The organism is Lysinibacillus cavernae, assembly GCF_009724685.1.
GTDB classification, from domain to species: Bacteria; Bacillota; Bacilli; order Bacillales_A; family Planococcaceae; genus Lysinibacillus; species Lysinibacillus cavernae.
Genome location: NZ_WMEF01000003.1, coordinates 388914 through 409648 on the forward strand (window position 1 = coordinate 388914; position 20735 = coordinate 409648).

The following is a 20735-nucleotide window of genomic DNA, read 5'->3' on the forward strand; positions in this document are numbered from 1 at the left end:
CTTTTTATCCAAAAAGACAGGATTGACTACTCTGGCAATCATCCTGTAAAGCTAGGATTGTTTGAAATGTATCGCTCTTTGTAAAAATGATTGAATGATTCTGATAGGTTTCGAAGTAATGGCAAAATGGATTTCTTCTCACTTTCCCCGCATTCCTTACTATGCAAAAATACAATTAAATTATAGGATTGATACAACAAACTCGCGAAATCTTGACTGTTTTCTCGCACTTCAAAGCGAATAGCCTTGACAGCAACTGCTTGCGCAATTTTTTGTTCCCTTGTTTCAGATGTTCGTTCACTTAATTCATCATCCGTCACTCTATACAACAGCTTTAATGCACCGTATACCTCTTGATTATCACTAAACCGATCTTTCAACCACTGTAAGACGAATTGTAAAAGAATAACTGCATAAATAAGGGAAAGACATTCATCACCACGTGATTTTTTTGCTAAGCGTTGAAAATATTCTGCTTGTGTAACTAATTCAAAAAGAATTAAACGAATTGGATACAGCATCGCATGGTCGCTATTGATGTATAATTGTTCCCGATCTCTATACATGGCCAACCAAATATCTTTGACCAATGAGATAGATTTCCTTGTAGAGAGAGCTAATTGACATTGAATCAGCTTATGCTCAATCGTTGGCTGGATAAGTCGTTGAAATAATAGCTCATCTTCCTCACTAACTAGTAAAAGTGGTTTTTCCAAATTTACTAAATCTATCTCAATACCATTTATAATCATTGCCTAGCCCCCTTCCAATAAGTTCTTACAACGTTGAAGACAGTGAGCACATGTATGACCAATTTTTTTAAAACTATAATTCGACAAAAAATCATAAATACCTTTTTAAGAAAATATGTCTTTTTACTTTCCGTGGAACAAAAAAGAACCCACGAAACTAAATAATCAATTAAATCTGTCTTTTCAAACAACAAACATTGCAGAAAAAACAAGAATTAATTTCAGAAGTTACGTAGATTCTTGTCGCATATGCTATTTTCAGACAATAGACAGTTTTTTATTGTCTATACAAGCAGTTCTTGATCAACAAATAATTTAAATTGCTGAAGACACTGCTTCACATCACCTTTTTGTGCAAGCACTTCATTGCGTATTGTTGTCACTTTTTCTTCATCTGCTAGAACTTCAGTTAATAGAGCAAGGATTTCTGTTAATAATAGTTCATTCTCTTCCTGTTCAATACTAGGTAAGGAATAAGCTGCTATTTTTAATAATTGCTCCACTTCTTCAGGTGTTTTTTGCAAGGCATTCGAAGAAAAGTACGTCGATGCAGCTAAAAAATAACATAGTTTTGCACAACAGTCGATAAACAAATGCCAATACGTATTTGCACTTGGTAATTCCCCTGACCGATTTTCAATATACTCCTTATAATAAGCTGTTACTTGTATATATAGAGGGTTTAATTCTTTCATCGCTTTCGGGTAATTGTTAGAGGTATCCAAATAGTCAAATACAACGGCATTCATTTTCTCTTGAAGTTTGACAATATCTAAATGATCACGAATTACTTGAATTTCCATTTTCCCACTCTCCCATATGTTGTCTATTGGATTATTCAAATTATAGCAATAAACTATATGAAGTAGTGTGGACATGAAAAAAATAAGACAATTTCGTGAATTAATAGCATTTTATGTACATAATACGAACTATTTTGGTAAAATTATACCCTTTGTACATAATCATCAAATAACCATTGTTCCTTTGCTTGATCAATAATTTCGATAATACTCCCCTGCATATATTTTTTAATACGCTTTTTAGGTATATAAAAATAAGCATTGTTCTTAATTAGCCATTCGCTTAATGTTTCACTACCTGCTTGTTGATTTGTTAATATTTTCTTGTGCCTTAAAACATCAGCCATTTTGTAAAAACCATCTGACAATTCATAAGCCGATACATCAAAATTAAAAATGGGGCTGACAACCTGTCCAACATCAAAAATATGGATGGTCTGCTTTGCTTCATCTATAGCTAACTCTACAGTGCTAATTTCATCGAAAAGATTTAAACCTCTATATTCCATTTGATAAATTTTTTCCATCTGTATAAGTCTCCTTTTTTTCACGGTCTAATTGTAACATAGAAAAAGTAGCTACCTCTCAAAACAATGAAGGCAGCTACTTCTACGAAAATGATCAATTATGCTGTTTTTTGAAAATTACCCAAGCCTGTGGAAGGCATTAACCTTGTACGCGCGTAATTTTCACATCTTTTAAAATGGTATTGACTACCCAGCTTGCAGCAATTAAACCTGCAACTGACGGAACAAAGGCATTGGAAGAAGGTGGCATTTTTGCTTTACGGATTGCCGCATCAGGTTTACCTACATGCTCTACAACATCTGGTCGTACAACAATTGGGCTTTCATCTGAAAAGACAACGGTAACACCTTTATGAATTCCTTCCTTACGTAGCTTTGTACGAATGATTTTAGCTAATGGATCTGTGTGTGTTTTTGATATATCAGCAATTTGGAAGCGAGTAGGGTCCATTTTATTTGCTGCACCCATACTTGAAATTATAGGAATATTACGCTTTAAACATTCCTTCATAATATGAATTTTATACATCACTGTATCGCTTGCATCAATCACATAATCAATACCTTGTGCGAAAAATTCTTCATACGTTTCTTCCGTGTAAAACATATGCATATCAATGACTTCACAATCTGGATTAATATCTGCAATGCGCTGTTTCATAATTGCTGATTTAGATTTGCCAACTGTAGATAGATAGGCCACTAATTGTCTATTCACATTTGTGATATCTACATTATCCTTATCGACTAAAATAATTCGACCGATTCCACTTCTTGCACATGCTTCAGCAGCAAATGAACCAACACCGCCTACACCAAGTACGGCAACTGTTGTATTTTTTAATTTCTCGAGACCCTCTGTTCCTATAGCGAGCTCGTTACGCGAAAATTGATGTAACATCCTGACACTCTCCATCTATGAAATTTTATTAGTAAACCTAGTTATATACTAAGATAAATTCAAACACTATCTTACATTTTATCATGGTATTCTTCAAGATAAAATTATAAAGAAAAAAATAAAGGATGCCTACTCGAAACCATAAAAAAGAGCAATTGAATCGTTTTCAATTGCTCCGCGCTTCATTACCTATAATGATTGTGAAAAATTTCTACAAAACAACCTTTAAGCTGTACATTTATTTGTTGAAAGGCCGCAATAACCGCCCCTCCAATTGGCGGTAAAACAGGCGTCGTAAATCGGAATCGTAATGTCTCCTCCAGAGCCATAGCCTGAAGCCTTGGTACAAAATAGGTTTCATTGGTAAAAACACCACCTACTAAGACAACAGGCACTTCTTCTTTCCCCCAATTCATACTCGAGTAGCATGCTTTAATTGCCTTAAAATAGTTTTTACAAGCATCCTCAATGATTCGTTTCGCTACGATATCCCCTTTGTCAGCTGCTTCAAAAATATATGTACTCAGTGGGGCGATCACTGTACGTGGATGCTCTTCACCATAAATACATGCTATTAATTTCGGTACATTTTCCACAGCAAAATGCTGCAGCACTACTTCTGTTAATCTAGTTGGAATTGCTCTTCCATCATAGCTTTGGAATACGGCCTTTAGTAGCTGAACACCCAAATCATAACCACCCCCTTCATCATCAAAGAGATAGCCCCAGCCACCTACTCGATGACAGCCTTGCTGAAGATCGTAACCCATCGTAATGGCACCAGTTCCAGCAATTTGGACAATACCCTCCTTTCCAAGGGTACCAGCATAAAGAGCAATCAACGCATCATTGTCCACCTTAATTGTCGCTGTGCTATCAACATATTGCCGTAAAATAGCTTCAACAACCTCCCCTGCTTGAAGCTCCTGAACTCCTGCCATACCAGCAAAACAGCTAACAACTTCTGCAACTACTTGTGGATTTTGCTGTTGTAGATTTTGCATGATTGAATGGATAGTCGCCTCAAAATATTGTCTATCCATTGCTGTTGGGTTGCTTCGTGTCGTTGCTACTTGAGCATAGATGTTGCCTTTATTGTCACAAATAACGGCTGTCGTTTTTGTGCCTCCGCCATCAATCGCTAAAACATACATAACATCGTTCCCTTCCCCAAAAAGAAAGAAAAAGAGATTGATGGTTCAATCCCTTCCTCTTCCATCTTTATTTCGTAAAACCAAAAGATGCCCATGGTTGAATGTGAGCTAATAAAAATTGTTCTTCCTCGACAACACTAGCGACAACGTTACTAGATCCAGCATTCGGTATTTCCTTTAGAATAATTTGTAGCTCACCCTTATAACGAACATCCAGATTATTATCGATTGTGACATCACCTTTTTTTAATGGACGTGTATCATGTACAGGAAAATCTCCATTTTTATATTTAACACGAGATTGTGTACTACGAATCACGTATTCAGAAACATCACCTCGATTAAAATGTGGCTCCTTTAAAAGAATTGTCTCCTCTAAAATACTAGTGTCTGCGGATTGAACAACCTTTAACTCAAGCATATTGCGATTTAATTGACCTAACGCACGAATCTCTTCTTCAGAAGCATACATATTGCCAATAATACAATCATCAATAAGCCCTGTATGCCAAAAATCTTTCGCCTGTACAGTAATTGGCAAATGCCGATGTTCCTCTAATGTCGGTAAACCGTACTCCGTTTGCTCCCAAGGCCCAAATTTACCATGCAGTGAGGAGATCATCGCTGCAGTACGAATGTTGTGTGCTTTAAAGTGTTGTGATGTCTGTAAAAAGTGCTGACGAGATAACCCCGTGAAGCGCCTTGGATAAAAATTATGACATCCAATAATGTTCTCTTTATTGGGCTGGTAAGATAAAATATTGTCTACATACTTTGTACCATTACTAATATTTAATTCTATTTTTAGATCACTTGCATCAAGTGACATCGCCGCTTCTTCCTGTCCTGAAAATCCCATATCTAAACGTAAGGCAGCCAAATGATACTGCTCTTTCAAGTACCCAATATCTCTATAGGTTAAATTCAATTCTTGAAAGACTGCTGGCGCGATATCCGCTGAAATATCAAAGCCGAGCTGCTGTGCAAATTGATTAATCTGCTGTAATTTTTGGCGTTCCTCATCCTGTTTTAATGACATCAGACATGTGAAAATACGATCAAAGCCATTGTCATGCGCAAACTGTACATAGCGCTTCATTTCGTCTAGTGAACTATGCTGTGGATATAGCGAAATACCTAATCTTCTCACTTCAAACCTCCATTTAGTAAACTCTTATACTTCTACTTTTTGCCCTTTTGATTCGACATCAGCCGATTCTTCACTCTGTGCCGCTAAAGCAGCTTTTTGTTCATTCTGCTTCGCCATACGGTTTGCCATAGAAATAAATGGAAGATAAATACAAACAGCGATAACAATTAAGACAATACTCAAGACAGCACCACGCCAAGATTGAGTTGCTAAAAATCCGTTAATAATCGGTGGTGTTGTCCATGGTGGTGCAACTGTAGCAGCTGGCACCCACCCCCACTTCGTTGCAAAGAAAGCAATTGTTACATTAATCATTGGCGTTAAAATAAATGGAACGAATAAAACTGGGTTTAAGACAATCGGTAAACCAAAAAGTAATGGTTCATTAATATTGAAAATACCAGGTGCTGCTGATAATTTCCCAACTGTATTATATTGCTTATTCTTTCTAGCAAATATGAAAATAGCAATAATAAGTGCTATTGTCGTACCAGACCCACCCATATTAATAAAAGCGTCGAAGAATGGTTTATTTACGATATAAGGTGCTACTTTACCCGCAGAAATGGCTGCAACGTTTTCGTTAATAGCTGGTAAATTTATTGTTTGCATAAATGGTTCGATGATATTTGCTCCATGAACGCCCAGTGTCCATAAAAACGTAGGAATGAATGCTAAAATTAATGCCGCAAGCCATGTATTTGTTAGACCCATAAATGGCTCTTGAATAGCCGTATAGAATGAACCAATAATATCTGGTATATCGAAGCCTGCCGAAATAATTGTACGAACAAGAGCAAATAATCCAATGGTAATAATGGCAGGTAGTAACGCTGCAAAAGATTTTGAAACAGCTGGTGGTACACCATTTGGCATTTTAATTAATAGCTTTGGATTGCCAGATAAACGAGAAAACAGTTCTGCGGAAATTAAAGCAGTAATGAGGGCAACAAATATTCCTCCTGTACCTGTCGTTAATCCCGTTAACCCACCTTCACCAAACGTACCAAATGTCATATAACTCGCAAGCCCTATTACTCCACCAGATAATGCATCCTTGTCATAACTTTTCGTCAAATGATAGGCAACCGTAAAGGCTAATAATAATGAGATGATTCCAAATGTCGCGCCCCAAACATTACCACCAAATTGTGTCCATGTCTCATGCTTCCAAATGGCATCGAGTGCATTTTGATAAAATTCGATTGGCAAATTGTTAATAAGTACAGCAAGTGATCCAACAATCGTCAAAGGCATGATCGTAATAAATCCATCACGAATGGCAACTAAATGACGCTGATTTCCAACTCTTGCAGCAACCGGTACAAATTTTTCTTCTAAAAAACGGAACATTCACATACACTCCCTTTGCTTTTTATTGTGACATCAAAATTTGATGTTACTCCCCTTTGATTCGTTCATATAACTCAATCATTTCTTGCGCTAAATCGCGAAATGTAATAGCGTTCATTAAATGATCCTGTGCATGAATTAATAACATCGAAACCTCTACTTTTTCTCCCCTTGCTTCTTGTGACAGTAACCCCGTTTGAGAATGATGTGCTTCAATTAATGACTCATTTGCTAAATTGATTTTTTCCCTAGCTTCTTCAATCTGCCCCTTTTTTGCTAACTGAATGGCTTCCATACACTCACTTTTTGTATTGCCACTATGCACAATAAGACCCATAATGGATTCCATTAATGCTGTTTCACCCATTCCCCTTGACCCTCTTTCATCCAATTAATTGTAGTGCTTGCTTCAGAACATTCTCCCCATTCATCATGCCGTAATCCGCCATATTAATGACATCGATTGGAAAGCCTCTATCCTTGTATTTTTTTTCAAATGACCCCTTTAAATAGCGAACCTGAGGCCCTAATAAAAGCACATCAGCTTTCTTAGTAGCTAATACTTTTTCAACCTCGCCTTCTGCAATGGCATAAATATCTGCTTCAATATTTTGCTCTTGGGCAGCTTTTTGCATCTTTGATACTAATAAACTAGTACTCATACCTGCTACACACACTAACATGATGTTTTTCATATAAAACACTCCTCCTTTGTTTTCTCAACAGTGTAATCGCTTACTTATTTTGAGAATAGCACCTATTGGTATATACCACAATACAATTTTTACATTAATTTTCTATAGATATAAGTATTTACAAAATTGGGCTATTACTGTTTTATAGCAAAATAGACAATTCCGCCTAACTGGTATAGTCCAGAAAAAAATCCAAAAATTTTTTAAATTTTCCAACCATTCGAGTCCTAAAAATACTCATAAAATGCTGGTTTTTCAGTAGGTAATGCCCATTGCCAATGTTGAATAATCTTTTCCTCCATAGGTTGATTAGCATAGACGACAGCCTCTTTTACGGAAAGATAGCCTACCATCATTGCTGAAAAAAGATTAATTGGTAGTGTTAACATATGCATGTCAGAGACCGAATTTGTCTCAATTATTGATACATGACCATTTTTATTTATTTGATAGACATGCTCATTCCAATGACAAAACTGATCTTCAATACGAATAAATATCGTTTCATGAATAGTCCTCCATGGATATTGCTGCATGAATGCATAAACGTCTACCACTCTAACCATCACATCCTGAACAACTTCCTTTTTAAATTGTGGCTCTTTGAAATAAAAGCCGAATGGATAATGATTGGTAGTAACGCCTGTAATGCTACTGACACTTGCCGCATGAGACGTAATATAACGCCATATCGCTTGTTCAGCTAAGTGATTAGCTACAATAAAATCTTGAATTTCAAACGTACCATGCTGTATCGTATATCGAATATAGCCCTCTACGTTATCCTCTTTAAAGTAGGCTGCAAAATGACTATCAGGGCTCCTTCTCTCAATTCTCTTCCACCAAGCATCATCACGTACCATGCCACCATTATTAACGACGGCCATTGCATTATGAAAATCCTTAATCACTTTAAAAAGCTCGGGATCAATCCATTCGAAGCTCATTCTTTTAACATCATCCAGTTGTTTCCCTAAAGACGGAAATAGCGCTTGTGGAATCGTATAATGTAGCTTCTCAAAAAATAATTCCCACCCAAAATGCCGATAGAAGGACACAGAAAAGGGTGCTAAAACAGAGATGGTTTGCCCATTGTCACGCATTTGTTGAAGTGCATCTGTCATTAGCCTTTTGATAATACCCTGTTGCCGATACTCAGGATATGTAGCAACAAAACCTATTCCTCCCATTTTGTAATGAACACCGTGTACGGCCATATTAAGCGGTAATATTAAAAGCTGACCAACAAGTTTTTTAAGATCATAGGCACCTAGCGTTGTACTTTGCTCAATCCAATAATGAAAATCCTCTCGACGAGCTCCTGTGTATTTATTTGGGAAACAATAATCCCTTAATTGATGAACCTGCCAATAATCATTTGGCGAGACGATGTTAATGTTCATGTAATCACCTCTATTAAATCAGAATAGTCAGATATTTATTTTACCAATATGCTTTTTAATGGGTATCATTCTTGCAGTGGTATGAAAACAACCACTGCAAGAATCTATTTCCCTCTTAACATTCTTCTCCTATTTCTTTAGACACCATGACTTCTGTTACTGTTTGAAATACTTTTTCAACATCGGGTCCAGTTGCTGAAATTTCTACTAGGCTACCTGGTGGTACTCCCAGTGACATGACACCCATAATGGACTTTAAATTAACATACTTTTCATTGTATATTAATTCAATATCACTTTCGAACGGTGTAACTGCGGTTACGAGTAACGCAGCAGGTCTTGCATGTATGCCTTCAGGTGAAGTAATTTTATACATTTTCTTCATTCACAATGCCTCCATTTTTCATGTAAAATCTATCCGATGTTGATATTTGGCAATCATAGCCTCATTATGCGACCAATCTGAATCAACATTATTACTTACAAAAATGGGTATCTCTTTTGACGTCTTTGCTATTGCTTCAATGATTTCACTGAATAAAGCATTTAATAGCAGTGAACCTATAACAGTTGATGCTGGCGCATACTGCATTTCATGTATATGCAGAACACCATCACCAATAGGTATATGAGTATTGATCACGAAATCTACCACTTCTTCTAGCCGTAGCCCACTGTGATGGCGTGTAGCCTGTTCCCTATAGACAAGCGATTGGAGGGATACAACGAATACCCCAGCATCCTTAGCTAATAAAGCTGCGTCAATAGGTGCTGCATTTCTCCCTGAAGTTGAAATCACAATGCAAATGTCATTTTCATGAAAGTCAAACTGTTCCTTATGTTGGTAAATAATAGTTGGATCCTTCTCGTTAATAGAGGAGGCTAAAGCTCCAGCATGTAATGCTAGAGGTTCAATAAAGATAGGACGTACAGGTACCAAACCTCCAGCACGATAAAACGCCTCCTGTGCTAATAGCTGAGAATGACCGCAACCAAATAATTGGATGATACCCCCTCTCTGAAGGCGTTGCACAATGATTTGCGCCGCTTCATTTATTCGCGCAGTCTCCTGTTCCTTCACAACCTGGATTAACTTTTCGATTTCAGAAAAATATGCATGCATAAAATCACCTTTTTATTTCACTTATAAATTTGTAGCGATCAGCTCGATAGGTACTGCGTACAAGCTCAAAAGGTTTTCCATCCGATAAATAACTCGTACGTTTAATAATTAAAACAGGTGCTGTTTGATTAATCTGTAGAAATTTACTATCTTCTTTTGATACAATAGCTGCTTCCATTTGCTGTACGGCATTTCCAATTTTTTGATGGAATTTTGCTTCGATTAAGGCATAGAGTGAGCCCATTATTTGCTTCTCATCCAACTCTGGGTATATTTTGACAGGGATATACGTTCTTTCAATTGCCATTGGCTGAGAATCGGCATTCCTAATTCGCACTACAAAGAACACCTCATCTCCAGGCTCTATCATTAAATCTCTGGCAATATCCACTGGTGGTATGATTTTCTCAAATCTTAATACTTTACTGCTTGGTTCCATACCTCTGGCTCGCATATCTTCAGTAAAACTCGTTAATCCCTTTAACGGTTGCTCTAATTTCGGGTTGGCAACATAAGTTCCCCTCCCTTTTTCCCGGTATAATAGACCGCTATTTACTAGATTAGTAATGGATTGACGTACAGTCATTCTACTAACATCAAATTGTGCAGAAAGCTCTCTTTCTGATGGTATTGTTTCACCGATTCTGTATTCTTCTAAATAAATTCTTTGTTTAATAATCTCTTCTATTTGTATATAAATAGGTATATGAGAGTTTTTCTCTACCAAATCTTGCACCTTCCTTATCGCCGATTTATGATTTCTCAAATACAACTTTACCTCGACAAATAGTTTTTTGCACATTTAATTGTCGATCGAGCACTACAAAATCTGCATCAAAGCCTTCTTCAATTCGGCCCTTCTTGGAAAGCTGTAATTGTTCAGCGGCATTTGTCGAGGACATAGCCACAATTTCTTGTAATGAACAATTCGTAATGGCCTTCATATTTTTCACTGCTTGTTCCATAGTTAAGACGCTTCCAGCTAAGGAACCGTTCGCTAAATGAGCACCTTTTTCACTTACTTGCACAGTTTGCCCACCTAGATCATACTCACCATTCTGCAAGCCTTTCGCTCGCATCGCATCAGTAATGAGAATGATGCCTTTCGCACCTTTTGTTCGATAGGCTAGTTTGACCGAGTGAGGATGACTATGCACAAAATCTACTATCAATTCAACTTTAATCTTGTCTTCCAACAATACACCACCGACGACACCTGGATCTCGATGATGAAATGGACGCATTTGATTATATAAATGAGTAGCTTGGCTTATGCCTAATGTTACAGCCTTATTGACTTCCTCTATTGTAGCATCTGAATGACCAATAGATGGGATTACATTGAAGTTCTTTAATGCTTCCAGAAATGAAAATCCACCTTCTATTTCTGGAGCAACAGTTATCTGTCTTATACGATGGTTGCTTATTTTTTGCCAATAAGCAAATTGTTCAATTGTCGGACTAATCATGTACTCTACTGGTTGCGCACCAGCACGTTTTTTCGATACAAATGGGCCTTCCACATGTATACCTAGTAAATCGGCTTCTCCATCTCTACGTTCATAGTGTGCAACATTCACTAAAGCGCTTTCAATTTCGGCTATTAATTGTGTCATTGTCGTTGCAAGGAAACCCGTAACACCTTCTCGTACTAAAGACTGTGCCATTTCATGCAGGGCTAGTTGAGTAGCATCCATCGTATCATGTCCAGCTGAACCATGAATGTGCATATCAATATAACCAGGGAGCAGTAACCAATCTTTATTTTGCCCATTAATGTATTGTTCTGCCTCCATGGATAACCCTTGCCCTATTTGAATAATCTTACCATCTTCCAAATAGAGATCACCTTCAAATGGCTGACCATCAGGGTTAATCATTGTGACATTAGAGATTAATAGTGTATCCTTCAAACGCTTTACCCCCATCCTGTTTTTAGGAGCCATTATGCCAGCATCCAAAAAGGTATAGTTGTCTATACCAATTATATGCTGATTTACCAAAATTAAAAAGTGATTTTTTTATATTTTCTAAATTTTTCTATAAAAAATGTCTTTTATTCACAATGGACTGCACAAATTGTTCTTTATACAATGTATATTCTTCTATTCCATTTAATTGATTTTTAAGGAAGGATGCTTTCAATGTTTCGTACTGTTTTTTTACTGAGTCATTGTTATTTAAAAAATCTCTAAAGAACAATAAATCATGCCACTTTTCCCCTTGAAAATTTACGATATGAATAAAATGTGTCTTAACTTCAAATGTATCGTCTGTAAATTTTGCACATACGATTTCATTTGGTCTTTTTACACGTAATCTGTAAAAACCTATGTTTCTTAATTTTTTCAACAATGACTCGGATGATTGCTCTAGGTTATCTACGCCGATTAAAATATCCACTATTGGTTTAGCTTGTATTCCCTCAATGGATGTACTACCAATGTGTTGAATACGGTCAGATTCAATAGTTGATTGTTCCATGATGTTAGCCCGAACTCGTTGAAATTCACACTTCCACTCCTGATCATATGGCACGAGTTTGACTTCATTTCCCTTTAATCCAAGTTGCATGTGCAAATCTCCCTTCAATAGTTGCATAAAAAAAGAAGCTATTCACTAGCTTCTTTTCACTCCTATGTATTGGACGAATCCCAATTGTGCCGTAATGCCAAGAAACATTCGTTTTGAACCCGCAATTTGCAGGGGGGTGCCCGCTTTGCAGCTTTAAACGTCCCGCTCCCTTAGGGGCATGTTTGCGACCACAAAATGAAGGCTCCCGATTCGATAGTGTTCGGTCAAAACTGTGAAGTACAGTTAGCAGTTAGACAAACACATCAGGATTCGTATTACAGTTATCTTATCATTGATTTTCTGATAATTCAAACTATTTTATCTAATAATCTATAGTTTCTTTAAAAAACGCAAAAAATACCTAGATTTCCAACAGTATTTGCTAGAAAATCCAGGTATTTTGCATTATTTATTATTTTTTGAATGGTTTGATGGCTAAGCTTAACTCGCTTAATTGCTCAGATGATACTTCACTTGGTGCTTCTGTCATTAAGCAGCTTGCACTTGCTGTTTTCGGAAATGCAATGGTATCACGTAAATTGTGACGACCCGCTAATAGCATGACAAAGCGATCAAGACCAAATGCAAGACCAGCATGCGGTGGCACACCATATTCAAATGCTTCTAATAAGAAGCCGAATTGTGCTTGTGCCTCTTCTTCTGAGAAGCCAAGTAATTCAAACATTTTTTCTTGTAGGTCACGTTCATAAATACGCAATGAACCACCACCAAGCTCATAGCCGTTTAATACGATATCATACGCTTGCGCTCGAACAGCTGAAGGGTCAGTATCCATTAATGCAATATCTTCATCAAACGGACGTGTGAATGGATGGTGTGCTGCATAATAACGTCCATCTTCCTCAGAGTATTCAAATAGTGGCCAATCTGTAATCCATAGGAAGGCAAATTGTGATTCGTCGATTAAGTTTAAATCTTGTCCTAATTTCGTACGAAGTGCCCCTAAAGAAGCAGCTACAACAGATGCTTTATCTGCTACGAATACAAGAATATCGCCAACTTCAGCTCCCATTCGTTCGATTAATGCTGCCGCTAACGCTTCATCAAAGAATTTCGCGATCGGGCCATTTAAGCCTTCTTCTGTAACCTTTAACCAAGCAAGACCTTTTGCACCGTAAATACCAACAAATTTTGTTAATTCATCCATGTCTTTACGAGAATAGTTGTCTGCTGCCCCTTTAATATTGATACTCTTCACTTGTTTCCCTTGTGCAACAGTATCCGCAAATACTTTGAAATTACAGCCTTCAAAAATATCATTTAACGCTACTAATTCTAATCCAAAACGTACGTCTGGTTTATCTGAACCATAGCGATTCATTGCTTCTTGGTATTTCATGCGCTGGAATGGTGCAGGAATATCGATTCCTTTCACTTCTTTCATAACTGCTTGGATTAAGCGCTCGTTCATTTCTAATACTTCTTCTTGTGTTAAGAAACTTGTTTCAATGTCCACCTGTGTAAACTCTGGCTGACGGTCAGCTCGTAAGTCTTCATCACGGAAGCAACGTGCAATTTGGAAATATTTCTCGAATCCAGCAACCATTAATAATTGTTTAAACAACTGAGGTGATTGTGGTAATGCATAAAATTCACCTTCATGTACACGTGATGGCACTAAATAGTCACGAGCACCCTCTGGCGTTGATTTAGTTAAAATCGGTGTTTCTACTTCTAAGAAGCCTTCATTTTGTAAGAAGTTACGAATTGTACGTGTAACGTCCGAACGCATTTTGAATGTATCGAACATCACCGGACGGCGTAAGTCAAGATAACGATATTTTAAACGTAGGTCTTCAGATACGTCTGTGCGATCTTCGATTTGGAATGGTGTTGTTTTTGCCGTATTAATCACGACTAATTTTGTTGCTTCTACCTCGATTTTACCGTTTGGTACATTCGGGTTAATTTGATCTTCTGTACGAAGGATAACCATACCTTCCACTTCAATCACGTATTCACTACGCACTTTATCCGCTAATGCATGTGCCTCTGCAACGTCTGGACTAAAAACGACTTGTGTAATACCTGTACGGTCACGCAAATCAATAAAAATCAAACCCCCAAGGTCACGACGACGCTGCACCCAACCTTTTAATACGACTTTTTCGCCTTGTAACGCTTCTGAAAGCTCGTTACTAGCATGTGTTCTTGTAGCCATTGTTAAATTCCTCCAAAATATCTTCAATTTATGTAGCATAAAAATGCTATGTGACTTTGCAGTAGTTATCTAGGATAGGTCAAGATAACTACTGCCTGTTTTATGATTGTTGTGATAAATAGTTCACTAGCTCTGAAAATGCCACTTTGTGTTGCTCACCAGATTCCATATGCTTGACAGCAGCCGCTTGCTCTTCAAGCTCTGTTTCACCAAGGACAATCGTATAGTTTGCACCAAGGCGATCAGCTGATTTCATTTGGGCTTTCATTTTACGATCTAAATAATCCATCTCTGTTGCTAGCCCCTTCGCACGGAAAGTACTAGTAAGTTCTACAGCCTTTTGCTTCGCTTCATCGCCCATTGCAATAATATAAACATCTAACCCTGAAGCTGTATCTAATTCAACGCCCTCTGCTTCAAGCGCTAATAACAAACGTTCAATACTTAATGCGAAACCAATACCTGGTACATCTGGGCCGCCAATTTCTTGCACTAGGCCATTGTAGCGTCCACCACCACATAGTGTTGTAATCGAACCAAAGCCAGATGCTGTAGACATAATTTCAAACGTTGTGTGATTGTAATAATCAAGCCCACGCACAAGATTTGGATCAACCTCATAAGAAATACCCAATGTATCTAAATACGTTTTCACCTGTGCAAAATAAGCAGCGGATTCTTCAGTAAGAAAATCTGTTAATGCCGGTGCCGTTTGCATTAATGGGTGCTCACGATCCACCTTACAATCTAAAATACGTAATGGGTTTTTTTGCAAACGATTTTGACAATCTGAGCAAAACTCATGAATATGTGACTCAAAATGTTGTAATAATGCTGTACGGTGTGTATCACGTGTTACTTTGTCACCCAATGAATTGATCACCAATTTTAAATCCTTTAATCCTGCTGATTCATAGACGTCCATCGCAAGAGCAATGACTTCTGCATCGATTGCAGGATCTGCTGAACCAATTGCCTCTACACCAAACTGCACAAATTGACGATAACGACCAGCTTGTTGACGTTCATAGCGGAACATTGGTCCTAAGTAAGAAAGCTTGACTGGCTGATCAGGTGCACCAAACATTTTATGTTCCACATAGGCACGCACGACACCAGCTGTATTTTCAGGACGTAATGTTAACGAACGGCCCCCTCGATCCTCAAATGTATACATTTCCTTTTGCACAACATCTGTTGTTTCACCAACACCACGTGCAAATAAATCAGTTTGTTCGAAAATCGGTGTACGAATTTCGTTATAGCGATAAACACGACATATATCACGAATAATCGCTTCAACCTTTTGCCATTTTTCAGATTGACCAGGCAAAATATCTTGTGTCCCTCGTGGTACTTTAAAACTCATGTAATTCCCTCCTATATTGATTGCTTATGATTGAACAGGTTTCGTTCCACATTGTGTGAGGGGTCTCACCTCTTCGGCGCGTGGTTTCACTTCGGTTTGAGCGGATCTCACCAACTTTTATAAAATACTCACTCACTATTGATCGAACAATATCTCCAGAAAAACCACTAGCTTTTTGGACAACAAAAAAGCCCCCGTCACCTTGCCATAGCAAGGGACGAGAGCTGTATAAGCTTCCGCGGTTCCACCCTAGTTGACACAAATTACTACATGTGTCCTCCTCGTAATCGGATAACGGCCGATTCCGTTTTTTCCTACTAAGCTAAGCAATGCTTTTCAGAAAAAAGCCTCTCAAGTGTTATTCGCGTGTTACATTTTTGTAGGAAAGATTGCAGCCTAAGTCTTTCCCTCTCTTCTCCAATAGAGGTATACGCTACTTGCTTGGTCATAAGCGATTAATCATTTTTCGATTACCCTTTATGTTAGTCACTAGCCAAGACAATGTCAACTATTTTTGTATTTTTCATAAGACTGTTAAGAAAATAACAAATTCCATTACCTTTTTACCACGAATTTTATGACAAAAGCATGGTAAAATAGCACAAGGAATAGGAGGAATCTGATGAGGACAACAATTTTACATAGTATAATCATCTTCGTACTAATGGTAACGATTGCGATGCCAAATAAGAACTTTGTTCAAAAAGCTTCCGCTGACACCAGTGATCTAAAAGTCGCTGGAACGATTCTTCATTTGCGTGAGGGTCCTGGATTATCTTATCCAATTATTACGACTTTAGAAGAAGGCGATCCTTTAACCTCTATTGGTCGTGAAGGTGATTGGATTCAAGTAAAAGCAGGGAACTACGAAGGATGGGTTGCCTCTTGGCTGACAGCTCCTACAAACGCTAAACAAGCCATAGATAAAACCGTCATCTCACAAGTTGATCGTTTAAATATTCGAACAGAGCCTGATATTTCTTCAGCTGTTCTGGGTCAACTTTCTACGGGCAACCAAGTAAACCTCATTGAAGAAAATGGTGAATGGGCAAAAGTTGATTGGAATGGACTAACGGGATGGGTTTCGAAGGATTATGTCACGATTAACGATAGTCCAAAAAAAGAAACAGAACCTATAGAAAATGCTGTAGAAGTGACTACAACAACTACAACACCTGTTAACAAAGATACAACCTTTACTATTTTAGTGGATAACCTAAACATTCGTAAAAAACCAGACTTGAATGCTAAAAAAATCGGTACTGTTACAAAAGGTGAAACATTTAAAGTACTAGCTCATGAGCATAACTGGGTACAAATTCAGTACAATAATAAAAAAACTGGATGGGTCTATAGTTTTTACGGCACATTCTCCAATAAAGTAAAGAGTACATCAAAAACTTCCTCTTCCAAAGAGTTGGAATCCGTTACGATTATCTATAATGGGACAAACCTACGAACTGATGCCTCAACGGCGGCTGAAGTTGTCGAGCGTGTAGATGCTGGCCTAAATTACCCGATTGTTGGCGTAAAAAATGATTTTTATGAAATACAATTAGATGGCGAAAAGACAGCATTTGTTGCGAACTGGGTTGTGACAACAAGTTCCAACAAAGCGACGACCCCACAAAAAGTAAAAGAAGAACCTCGTAAAAAAGGTACATTAAACGGACTGACGATTGTTGTCGATGCTGGTCATGGTGGGAATGACCATGGTACAACAGGTCAACGTGGTACAGAGGAAAAAGGCATTACCTTGAAAACAGCCACTCTCCTTGCTTCCAAGTTAAGTGCTGCAGGCGCAAACGTGGTCATGACGAGGGAATCAGATGAATATGTGGCATTGCGTAAGCGTGTATCGATTGCCCATCAATATGAGGCAGATGCCTTTATTAGTCTTCATTATGATGCAACAGACGATAGCTCTATTAACGGCTTCACGTCCTATTATATGAATAGTACTCAGAAAGGGCTTGCTGAATCAATTCATGATGGGCTATCCAGTAAAATAGATTTGAGAGATCGTGGAACACAACAAGGTAACTACTTAGTACTACGAGAAAATCGTCAGAAAGCAGTCCTTATCGAGTTAGGATTTTTAAGTAATTCAAGTGAGGAGCGCGTCATCACAACGGCAAAATTCCGTGAACAGGCGACTCTCGGTATTTATCAAGGTATTCTTAACTACTTTAATGAGCAAGAAGAATAAACAAAAAGCTGTGGTTGATATCTTTTAAATAATCTGAAACCATTTTAAATAGTGCATTCTTATTTAATGTCACACATTATATGTATAGACATTAAAAGGAGGATAGGAGAGCTTGAGGAATTTGCTCTATCTATCCTCTTTTTATACTACAAATGTCCCTATTTCACACAACAACTAATTCTCCCCTTCAACAATCATTTATTGTGGTAATTCAAATAGATTTAAATATGTGGTAAGTTCTTTTACTTTTAGTTATGACCTTGTTTCTTCTACAGCTAAAGGTTCAAGTTAGTTGAAGAATGTTATTTAATTGTGTCCAACAATCTGGCCATTTAATGGAATAAGGGATTTTAACAACGAAGTATATTTATTAAATATTGTTTATAAGTGAGTTATTTAACTCAATAAACTGTTTTTCTAAAGGTAATTCATGACTTAGACGAGTAATTAGATAAAAGTCGATGTATCTATACGATGATGGGACTTCTAAATAATTATTGATTTTATAACGTTTTGCTATGCGCTTGGGTACTAAGGATATTCCCATACCCATCATTGCGAACTGTACTAAGGTTTCAAGTTCTCCCACTTCAATGATTTCACCGTATTTAATATTTAAGCCTGTGAAAATACTATTTAATATGGAGAGATACAAACACCTATCAGATAATACAAGTATGTTTTTCCCACTTACATACGCATCAAAGTTCATGTTTGATTCTATAGCATTCCCGATTATAACCATTTCTTCAAGTCCTACTTTTTTATAATTTATTTGCTTATTGTTTAGAGAGCCAATCGTATAAGCAATATCAATATTTCCAAGAAGGACTTGTTCTTCAATATATTCTGTTGAACCAGTTTTTAAGTTTATCGATAAATCAGGGTAGGTTTCAAATAATTTATTTAACGCACTCGAGAATTGCATCCCACCGCCTGATATCATCGTACCAATACGGATTTTTTCCTCATTCTTTTTCATCTTATTTTCTGTTTCTTCCCAAAGAAATAGTATTTTTTTAAATTGATGATATAATTTTTCTCCATATCTTGTTAATTTTACTCCCTTTGAATTTCTGATAAACAGTTCTTGATTATAATAAGATTCAATCTTTTTTATTTTTGCAGTCATATTGGATTGAAGGTGATTTAGCTCAATTGCAGCACCTGAAATGCTTTCTAACTCTGCCACTGTAACAAATGCTTTCATGTTTTCTATATCCACTTTATTTTCTTCTCCCATCAAAAAAAGTGATATAAACATCATAAATCAACATTATTAATGATGTTTTATTTTAATTATACTAACTTTAGAGATAATCACTACTATAAAATTTTGGAGGGATAATCGATGGAGGAACAAGTAATTAATGTAGGAATTATAGGTGGATCATTAAATAATCAGTGGGCTAGTAAAACACATATTCCAGCTCTTATAGAAAATCCTTCTTATAGAATCACAGCTATTGGAACTTCTAGAATGGAAACTGCAAAAAAAAGTGCCATAAAGGTTAATGCTACCTTGGCTTTTACAGATTATGAGGAATTAGCTAAATCTAAAGATGTTGACTTAGTAGTAGTTAGTATAAAAGTTCCTTTCCACTACGAAGCTTGTATAGCCGCCATTGAGGAAAATAAACATCTCTACTGTGAATGGCCTTTAGGTGTAGATACTGTACAAGCTAAAGAGTTGAAAAAATTAGCTAATCAAGCGAATATTCACCATGCTATTGGTCTACAAGCTAGGCAATCTCCAGAAGTTAATTATTTAAAGCAGGCGATAGAGAAGGGAGAAATAGGGAAAGTACTATCCTGCACTATGCAAGTAGCTACTCAATCTAAGGGGAGAATGACTGACCAAAGAAGCGCGTATCTACTAAAAAAGGAGAATGGAGCTAACTTACTAACCATTCATGGAGGGCATTCTCTCGATATTCTTTGCTATATTCTAGGTGATTTTAAAGAATTAACAGCTACTATGAATATAAATTATACAGAAGCAATTATAAAAGAAACTGGAACTAAAACATCTAAAAATACTGCTGATCAAATATTAATACATGGAACACTCGTTGATGGTACTTCAACATCTGTTCATATTCAAGCTGGCGTATATCCAAATTTTAATTTGGAGATTAGAGGGGAAAAGGGTATTTTTCGTTTAACACAAAATAATTCTTCAGGTCATGTTCAATTTGGTAATCTCAAAGTCGAAAAGATTACACATCCTGATTATGCATCTTTAAATACTGCAACAGATGATGTTTACATTGAAGAAGTAAACGTATCCTCAGTAAAAAATGATGGTCCAAGAAGGTATGTTGACCGTGCTTATACTATTCTGGCGAAAGACATATTTGAACATAAAAGTAAAATTCCTAATTTTAATGACGCTGTTAAGCTACACCAATTGTTAGATGCAGTTAGAGAATCTGCAAAGAGAGGTAAAAAAATTGTCCTAACAAATTAAGTTATAACTATACAATAATGATCTTCCATTATCGGGATAGATTGTGGAATAAGAGACAGCAATTGCTGTC

20 protein-coding genes, 1 other RNA gene and 1 other annotated feature are annotated in these 20735 nt (G+C 37.0%); of the genes, 2 read left to right on the forward strand and 19 right to left on the reverse strand.

Annotation, left to right across the window (positions count from 1 at the left end; all coding sequences use genetic code 11):
* Nucleotides 1–38 precede the first annotated feature (38 nt).
* The 18 genes from GJU32_RS09585 to hisS form a co-directional block, all read right to left on the reverse strand.
* Nucleotides 39–752 carry a hypothetical protein gene (locus GJU32_RS09585; RefSeq protein WP_155591718.1) on the reverse strand — a complete coding sequence of 238 codons (714 nt, stop codon included), beginning with the start codon at nucleotides 750–752 and terminating at the stop codon, nucleotides 39–41.
* A 284-nt stretch (nucleotides 753–1036) separates the two neighbouring features.
* Nucleotides 1037–1555, reverse strand: a complete 519-nt coding sequence (locus tag GJU32_RS09590) for a hypothetical protein (protein ID WP_155591719.1) — start codon at nucleotides 1553–1555, stop codon at nucleotides 1037–1039.
* Nucleotides 1556–1698: 143 nt separating this feature from the next.
* Entirely contained in the window at nucleotides 1699–2082 is a 384-nt protein-coding gene (locus GJU32_RS09595; RefSeq protein WP_155591720.1) for a hypothetical protein, read from the reverse strand.
* Nucleotides 2083–2221: 139 nt separating this feature from the next.
* Entirely contained in the window at nucleotides 2222–2983 is a 762-nt protein-coding gene (locus tag GJU32_RS09600; protein ID WP_155591721.1) for a tRNA threonylcarbamoyladenosine dehydratase, read from the reverse strand.
* Between the two features lie 185 nt (nucleotides 2984–3168).
* On the reverse strand, nucleotides 3169–4137 hold the full coding sequence (locus GJU32_RS09605) for an N-acetylglucosamine kinase (protein ID WP_155591722.1): 969 nt from the start codon (nucleotides 4135–4137) through the stop codon (nucleotides 3169–3171).
* A 67-nt stretch (nucleotides 4138–4204) separates the two neighbouring features.
* On the reverse strand, nucleotides 4205–5287 hold the full coding sequence (locus GJU32_RS09610) for a DUF871 domain-containing protein (RefSeq protein ID WP_155591723.1): 1083 nt from the start codon (nucleotides 5285–5287) through the stop codon (nucleotides 4205–4207).
* Nucleotides 5288–5311: 24 nt separating this feature from the next.
* The gene (locus tag GJU32_RS09615; RefSeq protein WP_155591724.1) at nucleotides 5312–6640 is read right to left on the reverse strand and encodes a PTS sugar transporter subunit IIC; all 1329 of its coding nucleotides are present in this window, start codon (nucleotides 6638–6640) and stop codon (nucleotides 5312–5314) included.
* A gap of 46 nt (nucleotides 6641–6686) precedes the next feature.
* Entirely contained in the window at nucleotides 6687–7007 is a 321-nt protein-coding gene (locus tag GJU32_RS09620; RefSeq protein ID WP_155591725.1) for a PTS sugar transporter subunit IIA, read from the reverse strand.
* Between the two features lie 16 nt (nucleotides 7008–7023).
* On the reverse strand, nucleotides 7024–7335 hold the full coding sequence (locus tag GJU32_RS09625; protein ID WP_155591726.1) for a PTS sugar transporter subunit IIB: 312 nt from the start codon (nucleotides 7333–7335) through the stop codon (nucleotides 7024–7026).
* Between the two features lie 227 nt (nucleotides 7336–7562).
* Entirely contained in the window at nucleotides 7563–8738 is a 1176-nt protein-coding gene (locus GJU32_RS09630) for a GNAT family N-acetyltransferase (protein WP_155591727.1), read from the reverse strand.
* A 115-nt stretch (nucleotides 8739–8853) separates the two neighbouring features.
* Complete coding sequence (locus GJU32_RS09635; protein WP_155591728.1) at nucleotides 8854–9123, reverse strand: HPr family phosphocarrier protein; 270 nt, start codon at nucleotides 9121–9123, stop codon at nucleotides 8854–8856.
* An 18-nt stretch (nucleotides 9124–9141) separates the two neighbouring features.
* Nucleotides 9142–9861, reverse strand: a complete 720-nt coding sequence (locus tag GJU32_RS09640) for a sugar isomerase domain-containing protein (RefSeq protein ID WP_155591729.1) — start codon at nucleotides 9859–9861, stop codon at nucleotides 9142–9144.
* 4 nt (nucleotides 9862–9865) lie between these two features.
* Nucleotides 9866–10588 carry a GntR family transcriptional regulator gene (locus tag GJU32_RS09645; protein WP_155591730.1) on the reverse strand — a complete coding sequence of 241 codons (723 nt, stop codon included), beginning with the start codon at nucleotides 10586–10588 and terminating at the stop codon, nucleotides 9866–9868.
* A 25-nt stretch (nucleotides 10589–10613) separates the two neighbouring features.
* A complete protein-coding gene (nagA, locus tag GJU32_RS09650) occupies nucleotides 10614–11774 on the reverse strand; it encodes an N-acetylglucosamine-6-phosphate deacetylase (RefSeq protein ID WP_230874997.1) in 1161 nt (386 codons plus the stop codon).
* Between the two features lie 127 nt (nucleotides 11775–11901).
* A complete protein-coding gene (locus GJU32_RS09655) occupies nucleotides 11902–12462 on the reverse strand; it encodes a GrpB family protein (RefSeq protein WP_338016790.1) in 561 nt (186 codons plus the stop codon).
* Nucleotides 12463–12508: 46 nt separating this feature from the next.
* A non-coding RNA gene (ssrS, locus tag GJU32_RS09660) (6S RNA) lies at nucleotides 12509–12708 on the reverse strand.
* Nucleotides 12709–12847: 139 nt separating this feature from the next.
* Nucleotides 12848–14617, reverse strand: a complete 1770-nt coding sequence (aspS, locus tag GJU32_RS09665; RefSeq protein ID WP_155591733.1) for an aspartate--tRNA ligase — start codon at nucleotides 14615–14617, stop codon at nucleotides 12848–12850.
* 100 nt (nucleotides 14618–14717) lie between these two features.
* Nucleotides 14718–15986 (reverse strand): histidine--tRNA ligase, encoded by a 1269-nt coding sequence (gene hisS, locus GJU32_RS09670; protein WP_155591734.1) that lies wholly within the window; start codon nucleotides 15984–15986, stop codon nucleotides 14718–14720.
* Between the two features lie 210 nt (nucleotides 15987–16196).
* Nucleotides 16197–16444, reverse strand: a binding site (T-box leader).
* Between the two features lie 164 nt (nucleotides 16445–16608).
* Here hisS and GJU32_RS09675 point away from each other — a divergent pair.
* Nucleotides 16609–18195 (forward strand): N-acetylmuramoyl-L-alanine amidase family protein, encoded by a 1587-nt coding sequence (locus GJU32_RS09675; protein WP_155591735.1) that lies wholly within the window; start codon nucleotides 16609–16611, stop codon nucleotides 18193–18195.
* Between the two features lie 370 nt (nucleotides 18196–18565).
* On the opposite strand, the gene GJU32_RS09680 is transcribed toward GJU32_RS09675, so the two are convergent.
* A complete protein-coding gene (locus GJU32_RS09680) occupies nucleotides 18566–19438 on the reverse strand; it encodes a LysR family transcriptional regulator (protein WP_230874998.1) in 873 nt (290 codons plus the stop codon).
* 108 nt (nucleotides 19439–19546) lie between these two features.
* Here GJU32_RS09680 and GJU32_RS09685 point away from each other — a divergent pair, with 108 nt between their 5' ends.
* Nucleotides 19547–20665, forward strand: coding sequence for a Gfo/Idh/MocA family protein (locus GJU32_RS09685; RefSeq protein WP_155591737.1), 1119 nt, complete (start codon nucleotides 19547–19549; stop codon nucleotides 20663–20665).
* The last annotated feature ends 70 nt before the right edge of the window (nucleotides 20666–20735 follow it).